This is a genomic window from Pseudomonas sp. QD4 (genome assembly GCF_049199125.1).
Classification (GTDB): domain Bacteria; phylum Pseudomonadota; class Gammaproteobacteria; order Pseudomonadales; family Pseudomonadaceae; genus Aquipseudomonas.
Genome location: NZ_JBLZOM010000002.1, coordinates 780,209 through 799,720 on the forward strand (window position 1 = coordinate 780,209; position 19,512 = coordinate 799,720).

15 protein-coding genes and 2 tRNA genes are annotated in these 19,512 nt (G+C 62.7%); 12 read left to right on the forward strand and 5 right to left on the reverse strand.

The features are described 5' to 3' along the window. Nucleotides 1-173 precede the first annotated feature (173 nt). Nucleotides 174-2,669 (forward strand): ligase-associated DNA damage response DEXH box helicase, encoded by a 2,496-nt coding sequence (locus tag ACOZJV_RS14520; protein ID WP_421547923.1) that lies wholly within the window; start codon nt 174-176, stop codon nt 2,667-2,669. Further along, nucleotides 2,666-3,322 carry a ligase-associated DNA damage response endonuclease PdeM gene (gene pdeM, locus ACOZJV_RS14525; protein ID WP_078470134.1) on the forward strand — a complete coding sequence of 219 codons (657 nt, stop codon included), beginning with the start codon at nt 2,666-2,668 and terminating at the stop codon, nt 3,320-3,322. Before ACOZJV_RS14520 ends, pdeM begins: the two co-directional genes overlap by 4 nt. 37 nt (nt 3,323-3,359) lie before the next feature. Here pdeM and ACOZJV_RS14530 read toward each other — a convergent pair whose 3' ends face one another. Next, complete coding sequence (locus ACOZJV_RS14530) at nt 3,360-3,569, reverse strand: hypothetical protein (RefSeq protein WP_078470133.1); 210 nt, start codon at nt 3,567-3,569, stop codon at nt 3,360-3,362. 105 nt (nt 3,570-3,674) lie between these two features. Next, entirely contained in the window at nt 3,675-4,241 is a 567-nt protein-coding gene (gene dcd / locus ACOZJV_RS14535) for a dCTP deaminase (protein ID WP_017129950.1), read from the reverse strand. Nucleotides 4,242-4,593: 352 nt separating this feature from the next. Between dcd and ACOZJV_RS14540 the strand changes: the two genes are divergently transcribed. After that, nucleotides 4,594-4,803 carry a cold-shock protein gene (locus ACOZJV_RS14540; RefSeq protein ID WP_002554837.1) on the forward strand — a complete coding sequence of 70 codons (210 nt, stop codon included), beginning with the start codon at nt 4,594-4,596 and terminating at the stop codon, nt 4,801-4,803. A gap of 123 nt (nt 4,804-4,926) precedes the next feature. On the opposite strand, the gene ACOZJV_RS14545 is transcribed toward ACOZJV_RS14540, so the two are convergent. Next, nucleotides 4,927-5,934: a DUF481 domain-containing protein gene (locus tag ACOZJV_RS14545; protein WP_421547924.1), complete on the reverse strand. Its 1,008-nt coding sequence runs from the start codon at nt 5,932-5,934 to the stop codon at nt 4,927-4,929. 161 nt (nt 5,935-6,095) lie between these two features. On the opposite strand from ACOZJV_RS14545, the gene ACOZJV_RS14550 reads away from it, so the two are divergent. The 4 genes from ACOZJV_RS14550 (at nt 6,096) to ACOZJV_RS14565 (ending at nt 10,875) form a co-directional block, all read left to right on the forward strand. Then, nucleotides 6,096-6,449, forward strand: a complete 354-nt coding sequence (locus tag ACOZJV_RS14550) for an MGMT family protein (RefSeq protein WP_421547925.1) — start codon at nt 6,096-6,098, stop codon at nt 6,447-6,449. 42 nt (nt 6,450-6,491) lie between these two features. Then, nucleotides 6,492-8,057: an AmpG family muropeptide MFS transporter gene (locus ACOZJV_RS14555; RefSeq protein ID WP_201129714.1), complete on the forward strand. Its 1,566-nt coding sequence runs from the start codon at nt 6,492-6,494 to the stop codon at nt 8,055-8,057. A 129-nt stretch (nt 8,058-8,186) separates the two neighbouring features. Continuing rightward, nucleotides 8,187-9,902, forward strand: coding sequence for a proline--tRNA ligase (locus tag ACOZJV_RS14560; RefSeq protein WP_201129712.1), 1,716 nt, complete (start codon nt 8,187-8,189; stop codon nt 9,900-9,902). Between the two features lie 19 nt (nt 9,903-9,921). After that, entirely contained in the window at nt 9,922-10,875 is a 954-nt protein-coding gene (locus ACOZJV_RS14565) for a hypothetical protein (RefSeq protein ID WP_421547926.1), read from the forward strand. A gap of 47 nt (nt 10,876-10,922) precedes the next feature. Here the strand turns inward: ACOZJV_RS14565 and dinB are convergent, their stop codons facing one another. Then, complete coding sequence (dinB, locus tag ACOZJV_RS14570) at nt 10,923-11,984, reverse strand: DNA polymerase IV (protein ID WP_020296533.1); 1,062 nt, start codon at nt 11,982-11,984, stop codon at nt 10,923-10,925. Nucleotides 11,985-12,279: 295 nt separating this feature from the next. On the opposite strand from dinB, the gene ACOZJV_RS14575 reads away from it, so the two are divergent. The 5 genes from ACOZJV_RS14575 (at nt 12,280) to ACOZJV_RS14595 (ending at nt 17,603) form a co-directional block, all read left to right on the forward strand. After that, nucleotides 12,280-12,356: transfer RNA gene (locus tag ACOZJV_RS14575), tRNA-Met, on the forward strand. A gap of 206 nt (nt 12,357-12,562) precedes the next feature. Further along, nucleotides 12,563-12,639, forward strand: a tRNA-Met gene (locus tag ACOZJV_RS14580). 281 nt (nt 12,640-12,920) lie between these two features. Continuing rightward, the gene (gene mprF / locus ACOZJV_RS14585; protein WP_078470126.1) at nt 12,921-15,569 is read left to right on the forward strand and encodes a bifunctional lysylphosphatidylglycerol flippase/synthetase MprF; all 2,649 of its coding nucleotides are present in this window, start codon (nt 12,921-12,923) and stop codon (nt 15,567-15,569) included. Continuing rightward, a complete protein-coding gene (locus ACOZJV_RS14590; protein WP_078470125.1) occupies nt 15,569-16,852 on the forward strand; it encodes a virulence factor family protein in 1,284 nt (427 codons plus the stop codon). Before mprF ends, ACOZJV_RS14590 begins: the two co-directional genes overlap by 1 nt. A gap of 460 nt (nt 16,853-17,312) precedes the next feature. Further along, nucleotides 17,313-17,603 carry a DUF3077 domain-containing protein gene (locus ACOZJV_RS14595; RefSeq protein WP_421548323.1) on the forward strand — a complete coding sequence of 97 codons (291 nt, stop codon included), beginning with the start codon at nt 17,313-17,315 and terminating at the stop codon, nt 17,601-17,603. 62 nt (nt 17,604-17,665) lie between these two features. Here ACOZJV_RS14595 and ACOZJV_RS14600 read toward each other — a convergent pair whose 3' ends face one another. Next, nucleotides 17,666-19,507 carry a potassium transporter Kup gene (locus ACOZJV_RS14600; protein ID WP_421548324.1) on the reverse strand — a complete coding sequence of 614 codons (1,842 nt, stop codon included), beginning with the start codon at nt 19,505-19,507 and terminating at the stop codon, nt 17,666-17,668. Nucleotides 19,508-19,512 lie beyond the last annotated feature (5 nt).

Consider the following 19,512-nt stretch of genomic DNA (forward strand, 5'->3'; position numbering starts at 1 on the left):
CCCCGCTCCCCGGGTGCTCCAAACCCACACCCCCGCCGGTTCCCCCCCCCCCCCCCCCCCAACCACCACCCCCGGGGGGGCCCCGCGGGCCCCCCCCCCGCGGCCAACGCGATTAAACTAGTCGCCCGCTCCCGCGGTCTCTGAATCAGGAAGTTCAGAGCGCACGCCCCTGCATGGCCAAGACCTGCGACTACGCACACCAGTGGTTCAACACCCAAGGCTGGAAGCCCTTCACCTTTCAAAAGACGGTGTGGGCGGCGGTCAAGCGTGGCCAGTCGGGGGTGCTGCACGCCAACACCGGCGCCGGTAAAACCTACGCCCTGTGGTTCGCCGCGCTCAATCGCTACGCCAGCTCGACCGCACCCGGTACCAGCGATACTCCACGCCGGCGCAAGCCCGTGGCGCCCCCGCTGACCGTGCTCTGGATCACCCCGATGCGCGCCCTGGCCGCCGACAGCGCCCGTGCGCTGCAGGCGCCGCTGCCCTCTCTGGGCATTGCCTGGAGCGTCGGCCTGCGCACCGGAGATACCAGCGTCAGCGAACGCGCACGCCAGGGCCGGCGCCTGCCCACGGCGCTGATCACCACTCCGGAAAGCCTGACCCTGCTGCTGGCCCGCGCCGATGCCGAAACCGCGCTGGCGACCTTGCGCATGGTGGTGGTGGATGAATGGCACGAATTGCTTGGCAACAAGCGTGGCGTGCAGTTGCAACTGGCCCTGGCCCGCCTGCGCCAATGGCACCCGGAACTGATCGTCTGGGGCGTTTCCGCCACCCTGGGCAACCAGGCTTATGCCGAACAGGTACTGATCCCCCAGGGGCCGGCCCTCAGCGTGCAAGGCGACAACCGCAAGCCATTGCAGGTCGACACCCTATTGCCGGCGGTCATCGAGCGCTTCCCCTGGGCCGGGCACATGGGGCTGCGCCTGCTGCCCCAAGTGGTGGCAGAAATTGACGGCAGCCCCAGTTGCCTGGTGTTCACCAACACCCGCGCCCAGGCCGAGGTCTGGTATCAGGCGCTGCTCGAAGCACGGCCGGATTGGGCCGGCCTGATCGCCCTGCACCACAGCTCCCTGGCCCGGGAAACTCGTGACTGGGTGGAGCGCGCGCTCAAGGATGGGCAACTCAAGGCGGTGGTCTGCACCTCGAGCCTGGACCTGGGGGTGGATTTCCTGCCGGTGGAGCGGGTGCTGCAGATCGGTTCGGCCAAAGGCGTGGCGCGCTTGATACAGCGCGCCGGCCGCTCGGGCCATGCGCCGGGGCGCGCCTCGCGGGTGACCCTGGTGCCGACCCACAGCCTGGAACTGATCGAAGCCGCTGCCGCACAGGACGCGGTGGCCCAGCGCCGCCTCGAACCGCGCACCTCGCCGCACAAGCCCCTGGACGTGTTGGTGCAGCACTTGGTGAGCATGGCGTTGGGCGGCGGTTTCGAGCCGGCGCAACTGCTGCAGGAAGTACGCAGCACCTGGGCCTACCGCGACCTCAGCGACGCCGAATGGGCCTGGGCCCTGGCCTTTGTGCGCCACGGCGGGCTGTCCCTGACCGCCTATCCCGACTACCGCCGAGTGGAGCCGGACGAACAGGGCATCTGGCGCGTGCCGGATGCGCGCCTCGCCCGCCGCCATCGCATGAGCATCGGCACCATCGTCAGCGACGCCAGCCTGCAATTGAAGTTCTGGAGCAAGGGTGGTGGCGGCAAGACCCTGGGTAATGTCGAGGAAGGTTTTATCGCCCGCCTGCGTCCGGGAGATGGTTTTTTGTTCGCCGGCCGCCTGCTGGAACTGGTGCGGGTGGAAAACATGACTGCCTATGTACGTCGCAGCACCGCGAAAAAGGCCGCCGTACCGCGCTGGAACGGCGGACGCATGCCACTTTCCGGGGAGCTGGCAGCTGCGATGATCCAGCGTTTTGGCGAAGCTGCCCAAGGCCAGTATCGCGGCCCGGAAATGCAGCGGGTGCAGCCCCTGCTGGAGCTCCAGCAACGCTGGTCGAGCCTGCCGACGCCGCAGACACTGCTGGCGGAAACCCTGAAATCCCGCGAAGGCTGGCATCTGTTTCTTTACCCCTTCGCCGGCCGCCAGGTGCACCTGGGCCTGGCCAGCCTGCTGGCGTGGCGTATCAGCCAGCGCCAGGCCATCACCTTTTCCATTGCGGTCAACGACTACGGCCTGGAACTGCTCAGCGCCACGCCCATCGACTGGCACCACTCATTCAACGGCGAGCTGTTAAGCCGTGAGCAACTGCTGCCCGATGTCCTGGCCAGCCTCAATGCCGGGGAGCTCGCCCAACGGCGCTTTCGCGAAGTGGCCCGTATCGCCGGCCTGGTGTTCGCCGGCTACCCCGGCGCGCCGAAAAGCACGCGCCAGGTGCAGGCGTCCAGCAGCCTGTTCTTTGAAGTGTTCAAACAATACGACGCCGGCAACCTGCTGCTGGCCCAGGCTGCCGAGGAAGTGCTGCGCGAAGAACTGGATGTGCAGCGCCTGGAGCAGACCCTGGCCCATATCAGCCAGTTGCGGCTCGACCTGCATGCCATCAAACGCACAACGCCCCTGGCATTTCCGTTGCTGGTGGAGCGTTTCAGGGAAAGCATGAGTTCGGAAAAACTCGCCGACCGTATCGCGCGGATGGTCAGCGACCTGGAAACCTCGGCTGACCGCGCAGGCCGATCATGAGCGCGCACTGCCCGGTCACCCTGGCGGGTGAAACCCTGTGGTTGCTGGCGGAAAAAGCCATCTACTGGCCCGCCCGGCGTTGCCTGCTGATTGCCGATGCGCATTTCGGCAAGGCCGCCGCCTATCGCAGCCTGGGCCAGCCGGTACCCCGGGGCACCACCGCGAGCAACCTGCTGGTGCTTGAAGGGTTACTGGCCAAACTGGACTGTGAGCGGCTGATCTTTCTCGGCGACTTCCTGCATGGCCCGGGCTCCCAGGTCGAGGCCACCCTGGCGCCCTTGCGTGCCTGGCGTCAGCGGCATCAGGCACTGCAGGTGACCTTGATCCGCGGCAACCACGACCAGCGGTCCGGCGATCCGCCGGCCGACCTGGATATCGAGGTGGTCGATGAACCGCTCAGCCTCGGGCCCTTCGCGCTGTGCCACGACCCCGTCCCACGCGCCGGCCAGCACGTACTGGCCGGCCACGTGCACCCGGTGTATCGCTTGCAGGGCAAGGGCCGGCAAAGCCTGCGCCTGCCGTGCTTTCAACTGGGACATGAAGTCAGCCTGCTGCCGGCATTCGGCGCCTTTACCGGCGGCTATCGAATAGCGCCGATGCCGGACAGCCGGATCTATGTGGTGGGTGAGCAACGGGTCTGGCCAGTCAGTTGAGCGTCCAGCGCAGCGCCTGACTGGCCATCGACCGGCCTCAGGCCACGGGGACGGGAGGCGGTTCGTCCGGCAGGGTCGGTTCGCCGGGCTCGGTAGGCTGGTTGGGTTGCGGGGTATCGGGATCAGGCTGGCCAGGGATGCCGCCTGCCATGCTGGCCGGATGGGCCAGGAGGGACCAGGCCAGTACACCGACCTGATTGGGTTCAAGCCTCGCCAATTCGGCGCTTATTCGCGGATCGATCTTCATAGGACACTCCTGAGCTAAGCGCGGCCCGCCTTGCGCGAACCGGGGCAGTACACTCATAGAGTGCCTGCCGGCTCAGGAATTCCCACAGTTCGTCAGATCAATGACTCAGGTACGCGGCAGAGTCACGCCACGCTGGCCTTGGTACTTGCCGCCACGGTCCTTATAGGACACTTCACATTCTTCATCTGATTCCAGGAACAACATCTGTGCCACGCCTTCATTGGCGTAAATCTTCGCCGGCAGCGTGGTGGTGTTGGAGAACTCCAGGGTCACGTGACCTTCCCACTCGGGCTCCAGCGGGGTCACGTTGACGATGATCCCGCAGCGCGCGTAGGTGCTCTTGCCGAGGCAGATGGTCAGCACATTGCGCGGAATACGGAAGTATTCGACGGTGCGCGCCAGGGCGAAGGAGTTCGGCGGGATGATGCAGACGTCGCTTTTGATATCGACGAAGCTCTTTTCGTCGAAGTTCTTCGGGTCCACGGTGGCCGAATTGATGTTGGTGAACACCTTGAATTCATCGGCGCAACGCACGTCGTAGCCGTAGCTCGAGACACCGAAGGAAATCACCCGGTCGGCGCCTTCGCCACGCATCTGGCGCTCGACGAAGGGTTCGATCATCCCGTGTTCTTGCGCCATGCGGCGAATCCACTTGTCCGATTTGATGCTCATGGCGGGTGTCCTGAAATAGCGAGGTGGAAAAATTCTGTCCGGCATCTTACCGGGGCAGGTCGCCGGGTTCAAAGACTGGGGCGTTTTTCTCGCTAATCCCCGCAATCCCTGGGGCTTCCCGGGGTTGACCGACACCGTCAGTCACGAAAACAGAGAAACCTTCGCAAAGACCATTGGCACGTTCCGGAAAAAGGGTTAAGGTGGCGCCACTGTGCTGCTTGTGTCACTGAGAATCTCTACACGATGTTGAATTTCGATCCAACCATCTCCAAGAATTTTTCCTGCTCTTTGCACTCAGTCTCGGCCAGGGCTTTTCCTGAGTCGCAGTTAACTTTGTCCAAGGAGATACACCATGTCTAATCGCCAAACCGGTACCGTTAAGTGGTTCAACGATGAAAAAGGCTTCGGCTTCATCACTCCACAATCCGGTGACGACCTGTTCGTACACTTCAAAGCAATCCAATCCGACGGCTTCAAAAGCCTGAAAGAAGGCCAACAGGTTTCTTTCATCGCTACCCGCGGTCAGAAAGGCATGCAAGCTGAAGAAGTTCAAGTTATCTAACTTGTACTGATCCAGTAAAAAGCCCCGCCCTCAAAAGCGGGGCTTTTTTGTGCCCGTCTGTTTTGTCTGCAGCGCTGCAACTCAAGACGGACCGAGCCCTCAGGCCCGCCTTGAATCAGCCAACTACCAGGTGACGCCAAAACCTGCGGTGTAGCGAGTCTTGCTCAGGTCGCTGTCTTCGGTGCCACTGATCACGTCTTTCTCGGCCTTGAGATTGAGGGAAGCCCAGTCGGTAACCTTGTACCGCAAGCCCATCTCGGCATCCAACGCGTAATCCGCCACGCCCGATAATGGCCTGCCCACCTCGCCCGTAGTGAAGAACTCGACTCGCTTGCCGATCAGGAAGCGGTTGTAGTCCCACTTCATGGCCAGGGAATAGAAGTTGTCCTTGCCGCCATCGGAATATTCGTAATCGGTACGGTTGAGCAGCGAGCCCAGGGAGAATGCACCCAACTCGTCATCCCAGAACTGGTAGCCCGGGCCGGTACCCACCACCCGCTGACGAGACAGGTCTTCAACCTTGTCGCGCTTGTAGGTCAGCCGCCCCTGCCAGAACCACTGATCAGTGATAAAGCGATCCAACGCGTACTCGGCTCGCCAGTTGTCCGTGGTCACCACGTCATCCTGGAACTCGCGGTTGTACTCGCCTTCGGCGGTGTGCCGCCATTTGCCGTGACGGGCCGAGGTCTTGAAGTCGACGTCGTAGTCGTCTGTATCCTTCTCCGCGCGCTGATAATCCAAGGCCACGTCGACGTGCCCTTTCCAGATCAGATCCTCGACCACCGGCTTGGGCTTCATGATCTGCTGGATACTGGCCAGCTCGACCGTGCGCGGCGCCTCACCATTGGCCAAAACCACCTTGCCATCATCGGCAGGCGTCAGCGATTTGGCCTTCTCGCCGGTGTAGGCGTCTTGCTTGACCAGCAACTCCTGATCGCTTTCCAGGGTCTTGACCTGTTTCCAGTCGATCGGGATCGCCCCGGCGTAGTCGGTCTGGATCAACAGCTTTCCGCCGTCGAACACCTTGATCTTGCCGCTTAACCGGTCACCGTTCTTTAACCAGACGGTGTCGGCCAGCAAGGGCGTGGAGGCGCTGAAGACAGCGAGGCACAGCAGGGTTCTTGGCAACATAAGCAAATACAGGGCTCGAGTTTGCGAAAAAAAGCGGCATTATCCCGTTGGATCAGGCCTTAGCTAGGACTGACCCAGGCATTTATAGTGAGTTCAATTCTCACTCCCTATTAAATGACTGCCCCGACCAACGACCGACAGGCAGATCAGGAACCACAAACGTGACCGAACCGAGCGACGCCGCTGAAAGCCCCGCGCAAATCCGACGCACGGCACTCTACCTGACCCTGGCCCAGGTGCCATCCGGCAAGGTTGTGAGCTACGGCCAACTGGCGGACATGGCCGGCTTGGGGCGAGCGGCGCGCTGGGTCGGACGCACCCTCAGCCAATTGCCGGCCGACACCAGCCTGCCCTGGCACCGGGTCCTGGCCGCCGGCGGGCGTATCAGTTTGCCTGCGGGCAGCCCCTCGGGAGATGAACAGCGTGCGCGCCTGCGCGATGAAGGTGTCGTTATCCTGAACAATCGGGTGGATATTCGGTGCCATGGCTGGCGCCCGGTAGAGCACAGCGGTTAGAGTGCGCGCTTTGTTTCCGCAATCTGAGGCAGACTCCAGCCCATGCCCCGTAAAACCTGGCGCGCCGCGCTCGCCGCCTATGCCAGCCCCTCGACGCTCGTGCTGTTGCTGCTTGGTTTCGCCGCCGGCTTGCCATACATGCTGGTGTTTTCGACCCTTTCCGTCTGGCTGCGTGAGGCCGGTGTGGCCCGCGAGACCATCGGCTATGCCAGCCTGATTGGCCTGGCCTATGCCTTCAAGTGGGTGTGGTCACCCCTGCTCGATCAATGGCGCCTGCCACTGCTGGGCAAACTGGGCCGCCGCCGCTCCTGGCTGGTGCTGTCCCAGACCCTGGTGATTCTCGGCCTGATCGGCATGGGTTTCTGCGACCCGCAAAAACATTTGTCCTGGTTGATCGCCATTGCCGTGGTCGTGGCCTTCGCCTCGGCCACCCAGGACATCGCCGTCGACGCCTATCGCCTGGAAATCGCCGATGACAGCCGCCAGGCCGCCCTGGCTGCCAGCTATATGTCCGGCTACCGAATTGCCGCGCTGCTGGCAACCGCCGGCGCGCTGTTCTTCGCCGAAGGTTTCGGCTCCACCGGCTTCAACTACAAGCACTCAGCCTGGACCGGCACCTACGTCCTGTTTGGCTTGCTGATGGTGCCGGCCTTGCTGACCACCCTCTTCATGCGCGAGCCGCCGGTGCCGCTGCGCACTCAGTTGTCGGCCGGGCGCTACAGCTTTGTTCACCAACTGATGTCGGTCTTCGTGCTGATCGTGCTGCTGGTCTCGGTACCGGCCATGTTCACCCAGCTGTACAACACCGACTTCGCCAGCGTGCTCTTCGGCGCTGCCAGCCCGCTTGACCTGCTGCTGGACGACCGCGCCTTCCTGCGGGCGATTCTCTACATCACCCTGACCACCCTGTGCTTGTCCACCATGGGCCGCCGTGGCCTGGCGCCGGTACTGACACCGGTCAACGACTTTATCCTGCGCTACCGCTGGCAGGCCTTCCTGCTGCTGGGCCTGATCGCCACCTACCGCATGTCCGACACCGTGATGGGCGTAATGGCCAACGTGTTCTACATCGACCAGGGCTTTACCAAGGACCAGATCGCCAGCGTGAGCAAGATTTTCGGGCTGATCATGACCCTGGTCGGCGCCGGCATGGGCGGTCTGCTGATCGTGCGCTTCGGCATTTTGCCGATTCTGTTCATCGGCGGCGTCGCCTCGGCCGGCACCAACCTGCTGTTCCTGATGCTGGCCGACATGGGCGCCAACCTGCAGATGCTGGTGGTGACCATTTCCCTGGACAACTTCAGCTCAGGCATGGCCACCTCGGCGTTCGTCGCCTACCTGTCGAGCCTGACCAACCTCAAGTTCTCCGCCACCCAGTACGCCCTGCTCAGCTCGATCATGTTGCTGTTGCCGCGCCTGATCGGTGGCTACTCCGGGGTCATGGTGGAAAAGTTCGGTTACCACGACTTTTTCCTGATCACCGCCCTGCTCGGCGTGCCGACCTTGATTCTGATCGCCCTGCACTGGTTCCAGGAAAGTCGCCGCTCCGGGCCGACTGCCACGCCGGAACCCGTCACGACGCCTGCCGCCGCCAGCGAAAATTCATAGCAAACCCCGGGGGTTGCGGGCTTTGGCCTGCCTCCCCCGCCCGGCCCGGCCACACGCCTGTACGCCAGCGGATCTCGCCCGTACAATGCTCCGTCATTTCTCGTCATCAGCAACCGACAACGGCCAACCATGCGCACCAGTCAATTTTTGCTCGCCACACAGAAAGAAACGCCTTCCGACGCGGTCGTCATCAGCCACCAGCTGATGCTGCGCGCCGGCATGATCCGCAAACTCGCCTCGGGCCTGTACACCTGGCTGCCGATGGGCTTGCGAGTGATGCGCAAGGTCGAAGCCGTCGTTCGTGAAGAAATGAACGCCGCCGGCTCGCTTGAAGTGTTGATGCCGAGCACCCAGCCGGCTGAGCTGTGGCAGGAATCCGGGCGCTGGGAAGAGTACGGCCCCGAGTTGCTGCGCTTCAAGGATCGTCACGGCCGCGACTTCTGCGCCGGCCCGACCCACGAAGAAGTGATCACCGATCTGATGCGCAACGAGTTGAGCAGCTATAAGCAGCTGCCGATCAACCTGTACCAGATCCAGACCAAATTCCGCGATGAAATCCGCCCACGCTTCGGCTTGATGCGCGGCCGCGAATTCATCATGAAGGACGCGTACTCCTTCCACGCCGACCAGGCATCGCTGCAAGTCACCTATGACCGCATGCACCAGGCCTACTGCAACGTCTTCACCCGCCTGGGCCTGAAATTCCGCCCGGTTGAAGCCGACAACGGCTCCATCGGTGGCGCCGGCTCCCACGAGTTCCACGTATTGGCCGAATCCGGCGAAGACGACATCGTCTTCAGCAACGGTTCCGACTACGCGGCGAACATCGAGAAAGCCGAAGCCGTGCCACGGGAAACGTCCCGCCCTGCACCAAGCGAAGAGCTGCGCCTGGTAGACACCCCGGAGACCAAGACCATCGCGGCCCTGGTGGATAAATTCAATCTGCCGATTGAAAAGACCATCAAGACCCTGATCGTGCACGCCGAAGAAGAAGGCAAGCTGATCGCCCTGGTGATCCGTGGCGACCACGAACTCAACGAAATCAAAGCCGCCCAGCAGCCAGGCGTGGCCAGCCCGCTGGTCATGGCCTCGGATGCCGAACTGCGTGACGCCATCGGCGCCGGCGCCGGTTCCCTGGGCCCGCTGAACCTGCCTCTGCCGATCATCATCGACCGTTCGGTCGAGCTGATGAGCGACTTCGGCATCGGAGCCAACATCGACGACAAGCACTACTTCGGCGTCAACTGGGAACGCGACCTGCCAGTTCCGACCGTTGCCGACCTGCGCAACGTGGTGGCCGGCGATCCGAGCCCGGATGGCAAGGGCACTCTGGAAATCAAGCGCGGCATCGAAGTCGGGCACATCTTCCAGCTGGGCAACAAGTACAGCAAGGCGATGAAGTGCGAAGTGCTGGGCGATAACGGCAAGCCGGTGACCCTGGAAATGGGCTGCTACGGCATTGGCGTATCCCGCGTGGTAGCCGCTGCCATCGAGCAGAACAACGACGCCAACGGCATCATCTGGAGCGACGGCCTGGCCCCGTTCCAGATCGCCCTGGTGCCACTGCGCTACGAAACCGAACAGGTGCGCGAAGCCACTGACAAGCTGTACGCGGAACTGACCGCTGCCGGCTTTGAAGTGCTGCTGGACGACCGCGACAAGAAAACCAGCCCGGGCATCAAGTTCGCGGACATGGAGCTGATCGGCATTCCTCACCGGATCGTGGTCAGTGACCGCGGCCTCGCCGAAGGCAACCTGGAATACAAGAGCCGCACCGAAGCCGAGGCACAAGCGTTGCCGGTGGCTGACGTACTGTCCTTCCTCCAAGCCCGTATCCGTCGCTGAAACCAGATCAAGAGAAGTCATGTTCAAGCGAAACACCTTAAACCTCGGTGGTGCCGCCCTGTGCGGCACCCTGTTGCTCAGCGGCTGTGCCAATCAGATGTCACAACGCAGCGAGCACGAGGAGCGGGTCGAGCGTAAATTGCTCGATCACAGCCTGCAGATCGATGTCGGTGAGCCTAAGGTGCTTGAGCTGCCGCAACGCCGGGTTCGTATCCACGAGCAGAAGACCTTCGAAGTCACCGAATTCGAGGTCACCCGCCGCTATGATCGCTATACGCCCTACCAGCCCTGGCGCGAACTCTATGAGATCCCGGCAGGCCTGGTGGCGGTCGTCGCCGGCGTCGGCGCCAATGTGGTCAACGTCTTCGCCCTGGGCAACCTGCCGGACAGCGTCACCAAGGACTGGATCAGCTACGGCGTAGCCGGGCTCAACCCGTTCATGAACGTGCAGTCCCACGGTCGCGCGCAGCAGAACCTGGCGGGCATCGATGAAGTCCAGCGCGACAAGCGCGTGGAGTATTCGAGCCTGCCTTGGAGCGAGCGCCCGGTGCAGGTCACGGCCGGCAAGCTGACCCACGAGCTGAGCACTGACCGCAACGGCGTGTTGCGCCTGAACCTGCTGGACAGCCCGTTCTCCGAACAGGACCTGAACCACGTCGGCAAGCTGCTGATCCGTGTCGAAGATGCCCAGGATGACGTGCACACCGACTCCTCCCTGGCCATCAGCGGCAACCTGCGCAACAAATTGCTCGAAGCGCACACGCTGATCTACGACGACCTGGAAGACGACGAAGTGAGCCAGTGGGTACACCGGGTCAAGCGCCTGTCGGAACTGGGCCTGGAAGAAGAAGCCAGTGAGCTGGAACAAAGCCTGATCGAACTGACCCGCAACGACCCGGAACTGCAAAGCGAATTTCTCAAGTCGCTGACCAAGAACGCCGGCCGTCTGGTCGCCGACCCTGGCGCCAACTGACCCCCTGCGCAACCGATCGCCGGCTTACCGGTGATCGGCTTGCCACCTCAGCGATTGAACAACTCCAACTGTTCATGCCCGCCGCGCAAATCCTGCAATCGCACGCCAATCCCCAGCAAGCGTACCGGCTTGCCGCCGCGCTTGAACGCCTGGGTCAGCAACTGCTGATAGCTTTCCAGATCCCTGCCGGCCCCCGCCTGCTCCAGCGTGGTTTGGGTGAAGTCGTGGAATTTCACTTTGACGAACGGCTTGCCAGGTCGATAGCTGCTGTCGATACGTTCGATGCGCCCGGCCAGGGTCGCCATCAGCTCGGGCAGCTTGTCCAGGCAGGCTTCCAGATCCGGTAGATCGACGTCGTAGGTATTTTCCACGCTGATCGATTGCCGGCGGCTGTCGTTCTGCACCGGGCGCTCATCGATGCCACGCGCCAACCCCCACAGCCGCTCGCCAAAACTGCCGAACTCGCGCACCAGCGCCAGCTTGGTCCAGTCGCGCAACTCCTCACAGTTGACGATACCGAGCCGGCCCAGCTTGTCGGCGGTGACCTTGCCCACGCCATGCAACTTGTTGACCGGCAGCGCCGAGACAAAATCCTCCACCAGGTCCGGGGTGATCACAAACAAGCCGTTGGGCTTCTTCCAGTCACTGGCGATCTTGGCCAGGAACTTGTTCGGCGCGACCCCGGCCGACACCGTGATATGCAACTGATTGGACACCCGGCGCCGAATATCCTGGGCGATGCGCGTGGCACTGCCGGCGAAGCTCTGGCTGTCGGATACATCGAGGTAGGCCTCATCCAGCGACAGCGGCTCGATCAGGTCGGTGTAGTCGCGAAAGATCGCCTGGATTTCCTTCGACGCCTCGCGGTAGGCGTCCATCCGCGGCTTGACGATGGTCAGGTCCGGGCACAGGGTCAGCGCGTGCCGCGAAGACATTGCCGAACGCACGCCATAGGCCCGCGCTTCGTAATTGCAGGTGGCAATCACCCCGCGCCGCTCCGCCGAACCGCCCACCGCCAGCGGCTTGCTGGCAAGCGTCGGGTCATCGCGCATTTCGATGGCGGCGTAGAAGCAATCACAGTCGATATGGATGATTTTGCGCTGCGTCATATAAAGGCAGAGTTCACGGACAGAGGTAACTATAAACCGGGCCGGCAGTATCTCACTGACACCTGTATATAGCACCAGTGCTTTGATTCCTCTGATATGAATGTAGGAAAAATCCGCGATGAATTTATTTCTTCAATCGTTCGCCCCCCTTCAATAGAGCTGAAAGCCCCGTGCGACAGGCCTCGCAGCCCCTTCCAAGGCCCCACCAGAGGCGCTAAGCGATTGAAGGAGAAGAGGTTTTCTTGAATTAGCATTTGACAGCCCAGCATTCCTCTGTAGAATGCCGACACACAGACGCGGGATGGAGCAGTCTGGTAGCTCGTCGGGCTCATAACCCGAAGGTCGTCGGTTCAAATCCGGCTCCCGCAACCAAACATCAAAAAAGGCTACTCGAAAGAGTGGCCTTTTTTGTGTCCGCAGGTTTTACCCCTTCCCGGCTCAGCCAGTCCGAAGCAAAAGCAAAACCCCTTGCAGGACCATGACTTACCCGCACTGATAACCGTTCAACGCTTATTTGACCCGTTTCTGCATTAACGGTTGACACTCAAGCGTTCGTCTGTAGAATGCCGCCACACAGACGCGGGATGGAGCAGTCTGGTAGCTCGTCGGGCTCATAACCCGAAGGTCGTCGGTTCAAATCCGGCTCCCGCAACCAAACATCAAAAAAGGCTGCTCGAAAGAGTGGCCTTTTTTGTATCCGTCGAAAAAGTTCTTTCGCAACAATGATCTGGCAATGTATGGCGATGCGTCAGCCGGCGCCCCCGACTCTTCTTATGCAGACTATGCTCAGTCGCAAACGACACCCTTTTGACACGCAAGGGTGCACAGTCGTCGACCATGGCAAGACGCGTTAATATTTGAAATTATTTTTTCTACAGGGATTGGTAACTTGGCTGGATACCTCCATCCTGTCGCGCACAATCCAAGAGGTGATTGATGCGCGCCAACTCGTCTGATTCACAAGACACCGATACCGTTACAGCGACCCAACCGATCACAGTCACTCGTTTGCGCTGGCTGGACCTATTGAGCAAATACCGCCAGCCCATCGGCCTGGCCGTGACCCTGCTGCTGTTCGCCATCGCCCTGATCGCCTGTCGCCACCTGCTGAGCGAGCTCGACCTCTACGCCCTGCATGACTCGATTCTGGAAGTGCCGAAACCGGCGCTGCTGGGCGCCTTGGGCGCAACCATTGTCGGTTTCATCATCCTCCTGGGGTATGAATGGTCCGCCAGCCGTTATGCCGGCGTCGACTTGCCGGCGCGGACCCTGGCCCTGGGCGGCTTCACCGCCTTTGCCATTGGCAATGCCATCGGGCTGTCACTGCTGTCCGGCGGTTCGGTGCGCTACCGACTCTATGCCCGGCATGGCGTGGGCGCCTCCGATGTGGCCCATATGACCCTGTTCGCCAGCCTGTCCCTGGGCTGCGCGCTGCCGCCGCTGGCTGCATTGGCCACCCTGAGCAACCTGCCGGCGGCCTCCGCGGCCCTGCGCCTGCCGGAAAGCCTGCTGGGCGGGATTGCGCTGGCGGTCCTGTTGCTGGCTGCCGTGCTGACCATCGGCATTTACCGTCGGCGCCTGCCGGAACAACCGCTGCGCGACAACCTGCTGGTCAAGGCCGGGCGTCGCACCCTGCGCCTGCCGGGCCGACGCCTGACCCTGCTGCAATTGCTGATCACCGCATTCGACGTCGCCGCTGCCGCCACCGTGCTGTACCTGCTGTTGCCCGAGGCTCCGCCCTTTGGCGCGTTCCTGCTGGTGTACCTGCTGGCCCTGGCCGCCGGTGTACTCAGCCATGTGCCCGGCGGTGTCGGGGTGTTCGAGGCGATTCTGCTGGCCGCCTTCGCCGATCAATTGGGTGCCGCGCCCCTGGCCGCCGCCCTGCTGCTGTACCGGCTGATCTATGTGGTGCTGCCGATGCTGGTGGCGTGCATTCTGCTGCTGATCAATGAGGCGCAACGGCTATTTCAGTCTCGCCAATCGCTACGCGTCGCCTCTGGCCTGGCCGCGCCGATCCTGGCGGTGCTGGTATTCCTGTCCGGGGTGGTGCTGCTGTTTTCCGGGGCCACGCCGGAGATCGACACCCGCCTGCAACACATCGGTTTTCTGATCCCCCATCGCCTGGTGGATGCCTCGCACTTTGGCGCCAGCCTGATCGGCGTGCTCTGCCTGCTATTGGCCCAGGGCCTGCGCCGTCGCCTGTCGGCGGCCTGGATGCTGACCACCATTTTGCTGCTGGTGGGCGCCCTGCTCTCGCTGCTCAAGGGCTTTGACTGGGAAGAAGCCTGCCTGATGACCCTGACCGCCAGCCTGCTGGCGGTGTTCCGGCGTTCGTTCTATCGCCCGAGCCGTCTCACCGAACTGCCGTTCTCGCCGCTGTACCTGGTGGCCAGCGTCTGCGTCTTGGGGGCCTCGATCTGGCTGCTGCTGTTCGCCTATCAGGACGTGCCCTACAGCCATCAGCTGTGGTGGCAGTTCACCCTGGACGCCGATGCCCCACGTGGCCTGCGCTCCCTGCTGGGTGCCGCGGTGTTGCTGGTGGTGGTCTCGCTGACCTGGCTGCTGCGCACCGCGCGCCCGGTGATCCACCTGCCCACCCCCGAAGAGCTGGAAAAAGCCGCCAAGATCCTTATGGCCTCCTCCCAGCCCGATGGCGGCCTGGCCCTGACCGGTGACAAGGCGCTGCTGTTCCACCCCAACGACGACGCGTTCCTGATGTACGCCCGTCGCGGGCGCAGCCTGGTGGCCCTGTACGACCCGATCGGGCCGACCCAGCAACGGGCCGAGATGATCTGGCAGTTCCGCGACCTGTGCGACATCCACCATGCGCGCCCGGTGTTCTACCAGGTGCGTGCGGAGAACCTGCCGTACTACATGGACATCGGCCTGACCGCGATCAAGCTCGGTGAAGAAGCCCGGGTCGATCTCAAGCGCTTTGATCTCGAAGCCAAGGGCAAAGAGATGAAGGACCTGCGCTACACCTGGAACCGAGGCACCCGCGACGGCCTGTCGCTGGAGATCCACGAACCCGGTCTTGCGCCGATGGACGAGCTGAAAGTCATCTCCGACGCCTGGCTGACCGGCAAGAACGTGCGCGAGAAAGGCTTCTCCCTCGGCCGTTTCAGCGATGAGTACCTCAAGCACTTTCGCATCGCCATCATCCGCTTCGAAGGGCGCCCGGTGGCCTTTGCCAATCTGCTCGAGACCTACGGCCATGACCTGGCCAGCCTCGACCTGATGCGCGCCCACCCCGACGCGCCCAAGCTGACCATGGAATTCATGATGGTCGGCTTGATCCAGCATTATAAAAACCATGGCTACGCCCGTTTCAGCCTGGGGATGGTGCCGTTGTCAGGCCTGCAACCGCGTCGCGGCGCACCGCTGACCCAACGCCTGGGTTCGATGGTGTTCCGCCGCGGCGAGCAACTGTATAACTTCCAGGGCTTGCGCCGCTTCAAAGACAAATTCCAGCCTGACTGGGAACCCCGTTACATGGCCGTGCCCGCCGGACTCGATCCGCTGGTTGCCCTGGCCGATACCGCCGCCCTGATCGCGGGCGGCTTGACTGGATTGGTGAAACGCTAATGATTCAACGCTCTTGGCGGTATGTACTGGCCACCCTGGTGGTGCTGGCCCTGATGGCGGGCGGTGGTTACTGGTTCTGGAATCGTCCAGCCCCCGAGCCGACCCTGGAACACCTGAGCCAGGCCGATGGCTCGACCATGACCCGCGTCATCCCCGGCACCACGCCCAAGGCCCAGGTGGCCGTGGCGGTCCTGGCCGACGCGACCCTCAGCGACAACCAGCTGCTGGCCCTGAGCCGGGGCGGTGCCGCGCAGATCGTGCAAGTGATCGTGCCCAAGGACGACTGCAAGGCCCAGGAACAAGCCCTGCAAAACGCCCTCGGCCAACTCAACGGTCCAGCGACCCTGGTCAGCGGCATCGGCCCAGGCGCAGCCCTGGCCTGGCGCTGGGTAGCGACCCAGAACAATGACAAGGCCCAGGCCGTGTCGGTGGGCTTCACCATCAACGAGCCGGGCTGCAGCGACCCACTGCCGAAAACCCTGGCCCACGGCCATTGGCTGGTGGCCTGGAACGACAACCCGGACGACGAAAGTGCCGGTTTCGTACGCGACACGCCGAACGCCACCACCAGCATCAGCGACTACGACATCCACCTGCCCCAGGTGCTGAACAACGAACTGCGCAAACTGCTGGTGGGCTCGGAAAACGGCGGCCTGAATATTCCGGTGGTGGAAGTCCCGGCCGGCCAGGCCAAGGACACCGTGACCCTGTTTCTTTCGGGTGACGGCGGCTGGCGCGACCTGGACCGCGATGTGGCCGGGGAAATGGCCAAGATCGGCTTCCCGGTCGTGGGCATCGACACCCTGCGCTACTACTGGCAGCACAAGACTCCGGAACAAAGCGCCACCGACCTCACCGAGCTGATGCAGCACTACCGGCAGAAATGGGGCACCAAGCGCTTTGTGCTGACCGGTTACTCGTTCGGTGCCGACGTCTTGCCGGCCATCTACAACCGCCTGCCGGAAGCCGAGCAGCAGCGAGTGGATGCCATTATCCTGCTGGCCTTCGCCCGCACCGGCAGCTTCGAGATCGAAGTCGACGGCTGGCTCGGCAACGCCGGCAAGGAAGCCGCCACCGGCCCGGAAATGGCCAAGCTGCCCGCCGCCAAAGTGGTGTGCATCTACGGTGCCGAAGAAGTCGACGAAAGCGGCTGCACCGACAAGACCGCCGTGGGCGAAGCGATGAAGCTGCCCGGCGGCCACCACTTCGACGAGAACTACCCGGCCCTGGCCAAGCGCCTGGTGGATGCCATCGAGAAGCGCCAAAGCAAAGCCGAGGAGTGATCCTGACGCTGCGCAAACAGCCTCCGCCGCCTTAGGGTTGCGGGGGCTTTTTTACGCGTGCTGCAGCCGGGAACCGAGGGTCGGCGGCAACATGCCGTACCGTTTGGCTGCGCAATACCGGATGACTCCCGATGACCTCGTAGGCAAACTCCGAGAATTGCGTAGGGGGTGCGTTTTGGGCACTTTGCTGCCTTGTTGGCCTGCGCTTCGACGGGCTAGGCTCCGGGTGTCGCTGACTATTCAGTGACCGGGCTTGGAAACCCGAAGAATCTGGGCAACTAGCACCCCCGTTGTGATTGCAGACGAATTAACGCCTGCAGTCCATCAGTTATGGCGGCTGTGCGCGGGAGACCTTCGAGGTCTGCCGGTTTCCTGGTTCCCGGTTTTCCAACCTGCGCACAGCTGCCACCCATTCGCTTGGAAACGAACGTGGCAGCTCCTCAAATTCAGGAGTTGGACCATAAACAAAGCAAACCCGCCTCAGCTATCAAACCTGAAAACTGTCGGCTTAACCCATTTCATCTACTGCTCAGACCATCCCCTATTCCAGGTCAGCCCCGGCGCCCCCATCGGCGAAGCCCTGGCCCAAGCCTCCGACCTGCTGTCCCTGGCCAAGGCCTTCGCCGAGGACGCCGTCTACAGGAGAGACAGCGACCGCCACGCCTGGGCCGCCCATTACCTGACCGCCTTGGGCAAGGCGGTGATTGACGATGTGCTGCAAGGGCTGAGCCTCGAAGTCGCCTGCCATTGATCCCCCAGAAACCAAAAAGCCCCCGCTGCCGGCAGGCAACGGAGGCTTTTTTGGGGGAGCGCTTACATCTCGACCTGGGTCCCCAGCTCGATCACCCGGTTCACCGGCAGATTGAAGAACCGCAGGTTGCCGTTGGCGTTTTTCAGCATGAAGGCGAACAGCGCCTCGCGCCAACGGGCCATGCCCACCAGCTTGGAGGCAATCACCGTCTCGCGGCTGAGGAAGTAGGTGGTACGCATCGGGCTGAAGTCCAGGTCGTCCAGATGGCACAGCTTCAGGGCTTCCGGAACGTCCGGCTCGTCGGTAAAGCCAAAGTGCAGGATCACCCGGAAGAAGCCCTCGCCGTAGGAGTCGACCTCAAACCGCCGCTGCGCCGGCACCCGGGGAATATCCTCATACACCACCGTCAGCAGCACCACTTGCTCGTGCAGCACCTGGTTATGCAGCAGGTTGTGCAACAAGGCGTGGGGCACCGCGTCCGGGCGCGCAGTGAGAAACACCGCCGTGCCCTGGACCCGGTGCGGCGGCTGCACGCGGATACTGCTGATAAAGATCGGCAGCGGCAGGCCACCTTCGTCGAGGCGATCCACCAGCAATTGCTTGCCGCGCTTCCAGGTGGTCATCAGCACGAACAGCACGATCCCGGCGATCACCGGGAAGGCACCGCCCTGGACGATTTTCGGCACGTTAGCGGCGAAATACAGGCCGTCCACCAGCAGGAAACCAATGGACACCGGCACCGCCAGGATCGGTGGCCATTTCCACAGCAGCAGCATCACCGCCGACACCAGCACCGTGGTCATGAGCATGGTCCCGGTCACCGCGACGCCGTAGGCCGAGGCTAGGGCCCCGGAGGACTCGAAGCCCAGCACCAGCAGGATCACGCCGACCATCAGCGACCAGTTCACCGCGCCAATGTAGATCTGGCCTTGTTCGGCACTGGAAGTGTGTTGAATGTGCATGCGCGGGATGTAGCCGAGCTGGATCGCCTGGCGAGTCAGGGAGAAGGCGCCGGAAATCACCGCCTGCGAGGCAATCACCGTGGCCAGGGTCGACAGGCCGACCAGGGGAATCAGCGCCCAGCTCGGTGCCAGCAGGTAGAACGGGTTGCGCGCGGCTTCCGGATCGCCCAGCAGCAAGGCGCCCTGGCCGAAGTAGTTCAGCACCAGCGCCGGCAGCACCAGGATAAACCAGGCACGGGCAATCGGCTTGCGGCCGAAGTGGCCCATGTCGGCATACAGCGCTTCAGCACCGGTCAGGGCCAGGACCACCGCGCCGAGGATGGCGACGCCGATGCCCGGGTGCACGATAAAGAAGCGCACGCCCCATACCGGGTTCATCGCGTTCAGGACTTCCGGGTGCTGCAGGATGCCGTACACCCCCAGGGCGCCGAGCACCACAAACCAGGTGACCATGATCGGCCCGAACAGGATGCCGATGCGCGCAGTGCCATGGCTCTGAATCAAAAACAGCGCCACCAGCACCACCAGCGACAGCGGCACCACCCAATGGTCGATGCCGTCGAACGCCAGCCCCAGGCCCTCGACCGCCGAGAGCACGGAGATAGCCGGGGTAATCATGCTGTCGCCGTAGAACAGCGCCGCACCGATCAGCCCGCACACCACCAACAGGCTGCGCAGCTTCGGGTGCCCCGCCGCCGCGCGCCGCGCCAGGGCGGTCAGGGCCATGATCCCGCCTTCACCCTGGTTGTCGGCCCGCAGCACGAACATCATGTATTTGAATGACACGACCCAGATCAGCGACCAGAAGATCAGCGCCAGGATCCCCAACACCCCATCATGGTTGACCTGGACTCCATAGCCGCCGGAAAACACCTCTTTAAGGGTATAGAGCGGGCTGGTACCGATATCGCCATACACCACCCCGACTGCGGCTACCAGCATCCCCA

Excerpts from the sequence above, each read along its gene's own strand:
- ACOZJV_RS14520 (WP_421547923.1), top strand. The coding sequence starts at position 174 with ATGGCCAAGACCTGCGACTACGCACACCAGTGGTTCAACACCCAAGGC.
- pdeM (WP_078470134.1), top strand. The coding sequence starts at position 2,666 with ATGAGCGCGCACTGCCCGGTCACCCTGGCGGGTGAAACCCTGTGGTTG.
- ACOZJV_RS14530 (WP_078470133.1), bottom strand. The coding sequence starts at position 3,569 with ATGAAGATCGATCCGCGAATAAGCGCCGAATTGGCGAGGCTTGAACCC.
- dcd (WP_017129950.1), bottom strand. The coding sequence starts at position 4,241 with ATGAGCATCAAATCGGACAAGTGGATTCGCCGCATGGCGCAAGAACAC.
- ACOZJV_RS14540 (WP_002554837.1), top strand. The coding sequence starts at position 4,594 with ATGTCTAATCGCCAAACCGGTACCGTTAAGTGGTTCAACGATGAAAAA.
- ACOZJV_RS14545 (WP_421547924.1), bottom strand. The coding sequence starts at position 5,934 with ATGTTGCCAAGAACCCTGCTGTGCCTCGCTGTCTTCAGCGCCTCCACG.
- ACOZJV_RS14555 (WP_201129714.1), top strand. The coding sequence starts at position 6,492 with ATGCCCCGTAAAACCTGGCGCGCCGCGCTCGCCGCCTATGCCAGCCCC.
- ACOZJV_RS14560 (WP_201129712.1), top strand. The coding sequence starts at position 8,187 with ATGCGCACCAGTCAATTTTTGCTCGCCACACAGAAAGAAACGCCTTCC.
- ACOZJV_RS14565 (WP_421547926.1), top strand. The coding sequence starts at position 9,922 with ATGTTCAAGCGAAACACCTTAAACCTCGGTGGTGCCGCCCTGTGCGGC.
- dinB (WP_020296533.1), bottom strand. The coding sequence starts at position 11,984 with ATGACGCAGCGCAAAATCATCCATATCGACTGTGATTGCTTCTACGCC.
- mprF (WP_078470126.1), top strand. The coding sequence starts at position 12,921 with ATGCGCGCCAACTCGTCTGATTCACAAGACACCGATACCGTTACAGCG.
- ACOZJV_RS14590 (WP_078470125.1), top strand. The coding sequence starts at position 15,569 with ATGATTCAACGCTCTTGGCGGTATGTACTGGCCACCCTGGTGGTGCTG.
- ACOZJV_RS14600 (WP_421548324.1), bottom strand. The coding sequence starts at position 19,507 with ATGCTGGTAGCCGCAGTCGGGGTGGTGTATGGCGATATCGGTACCAGC.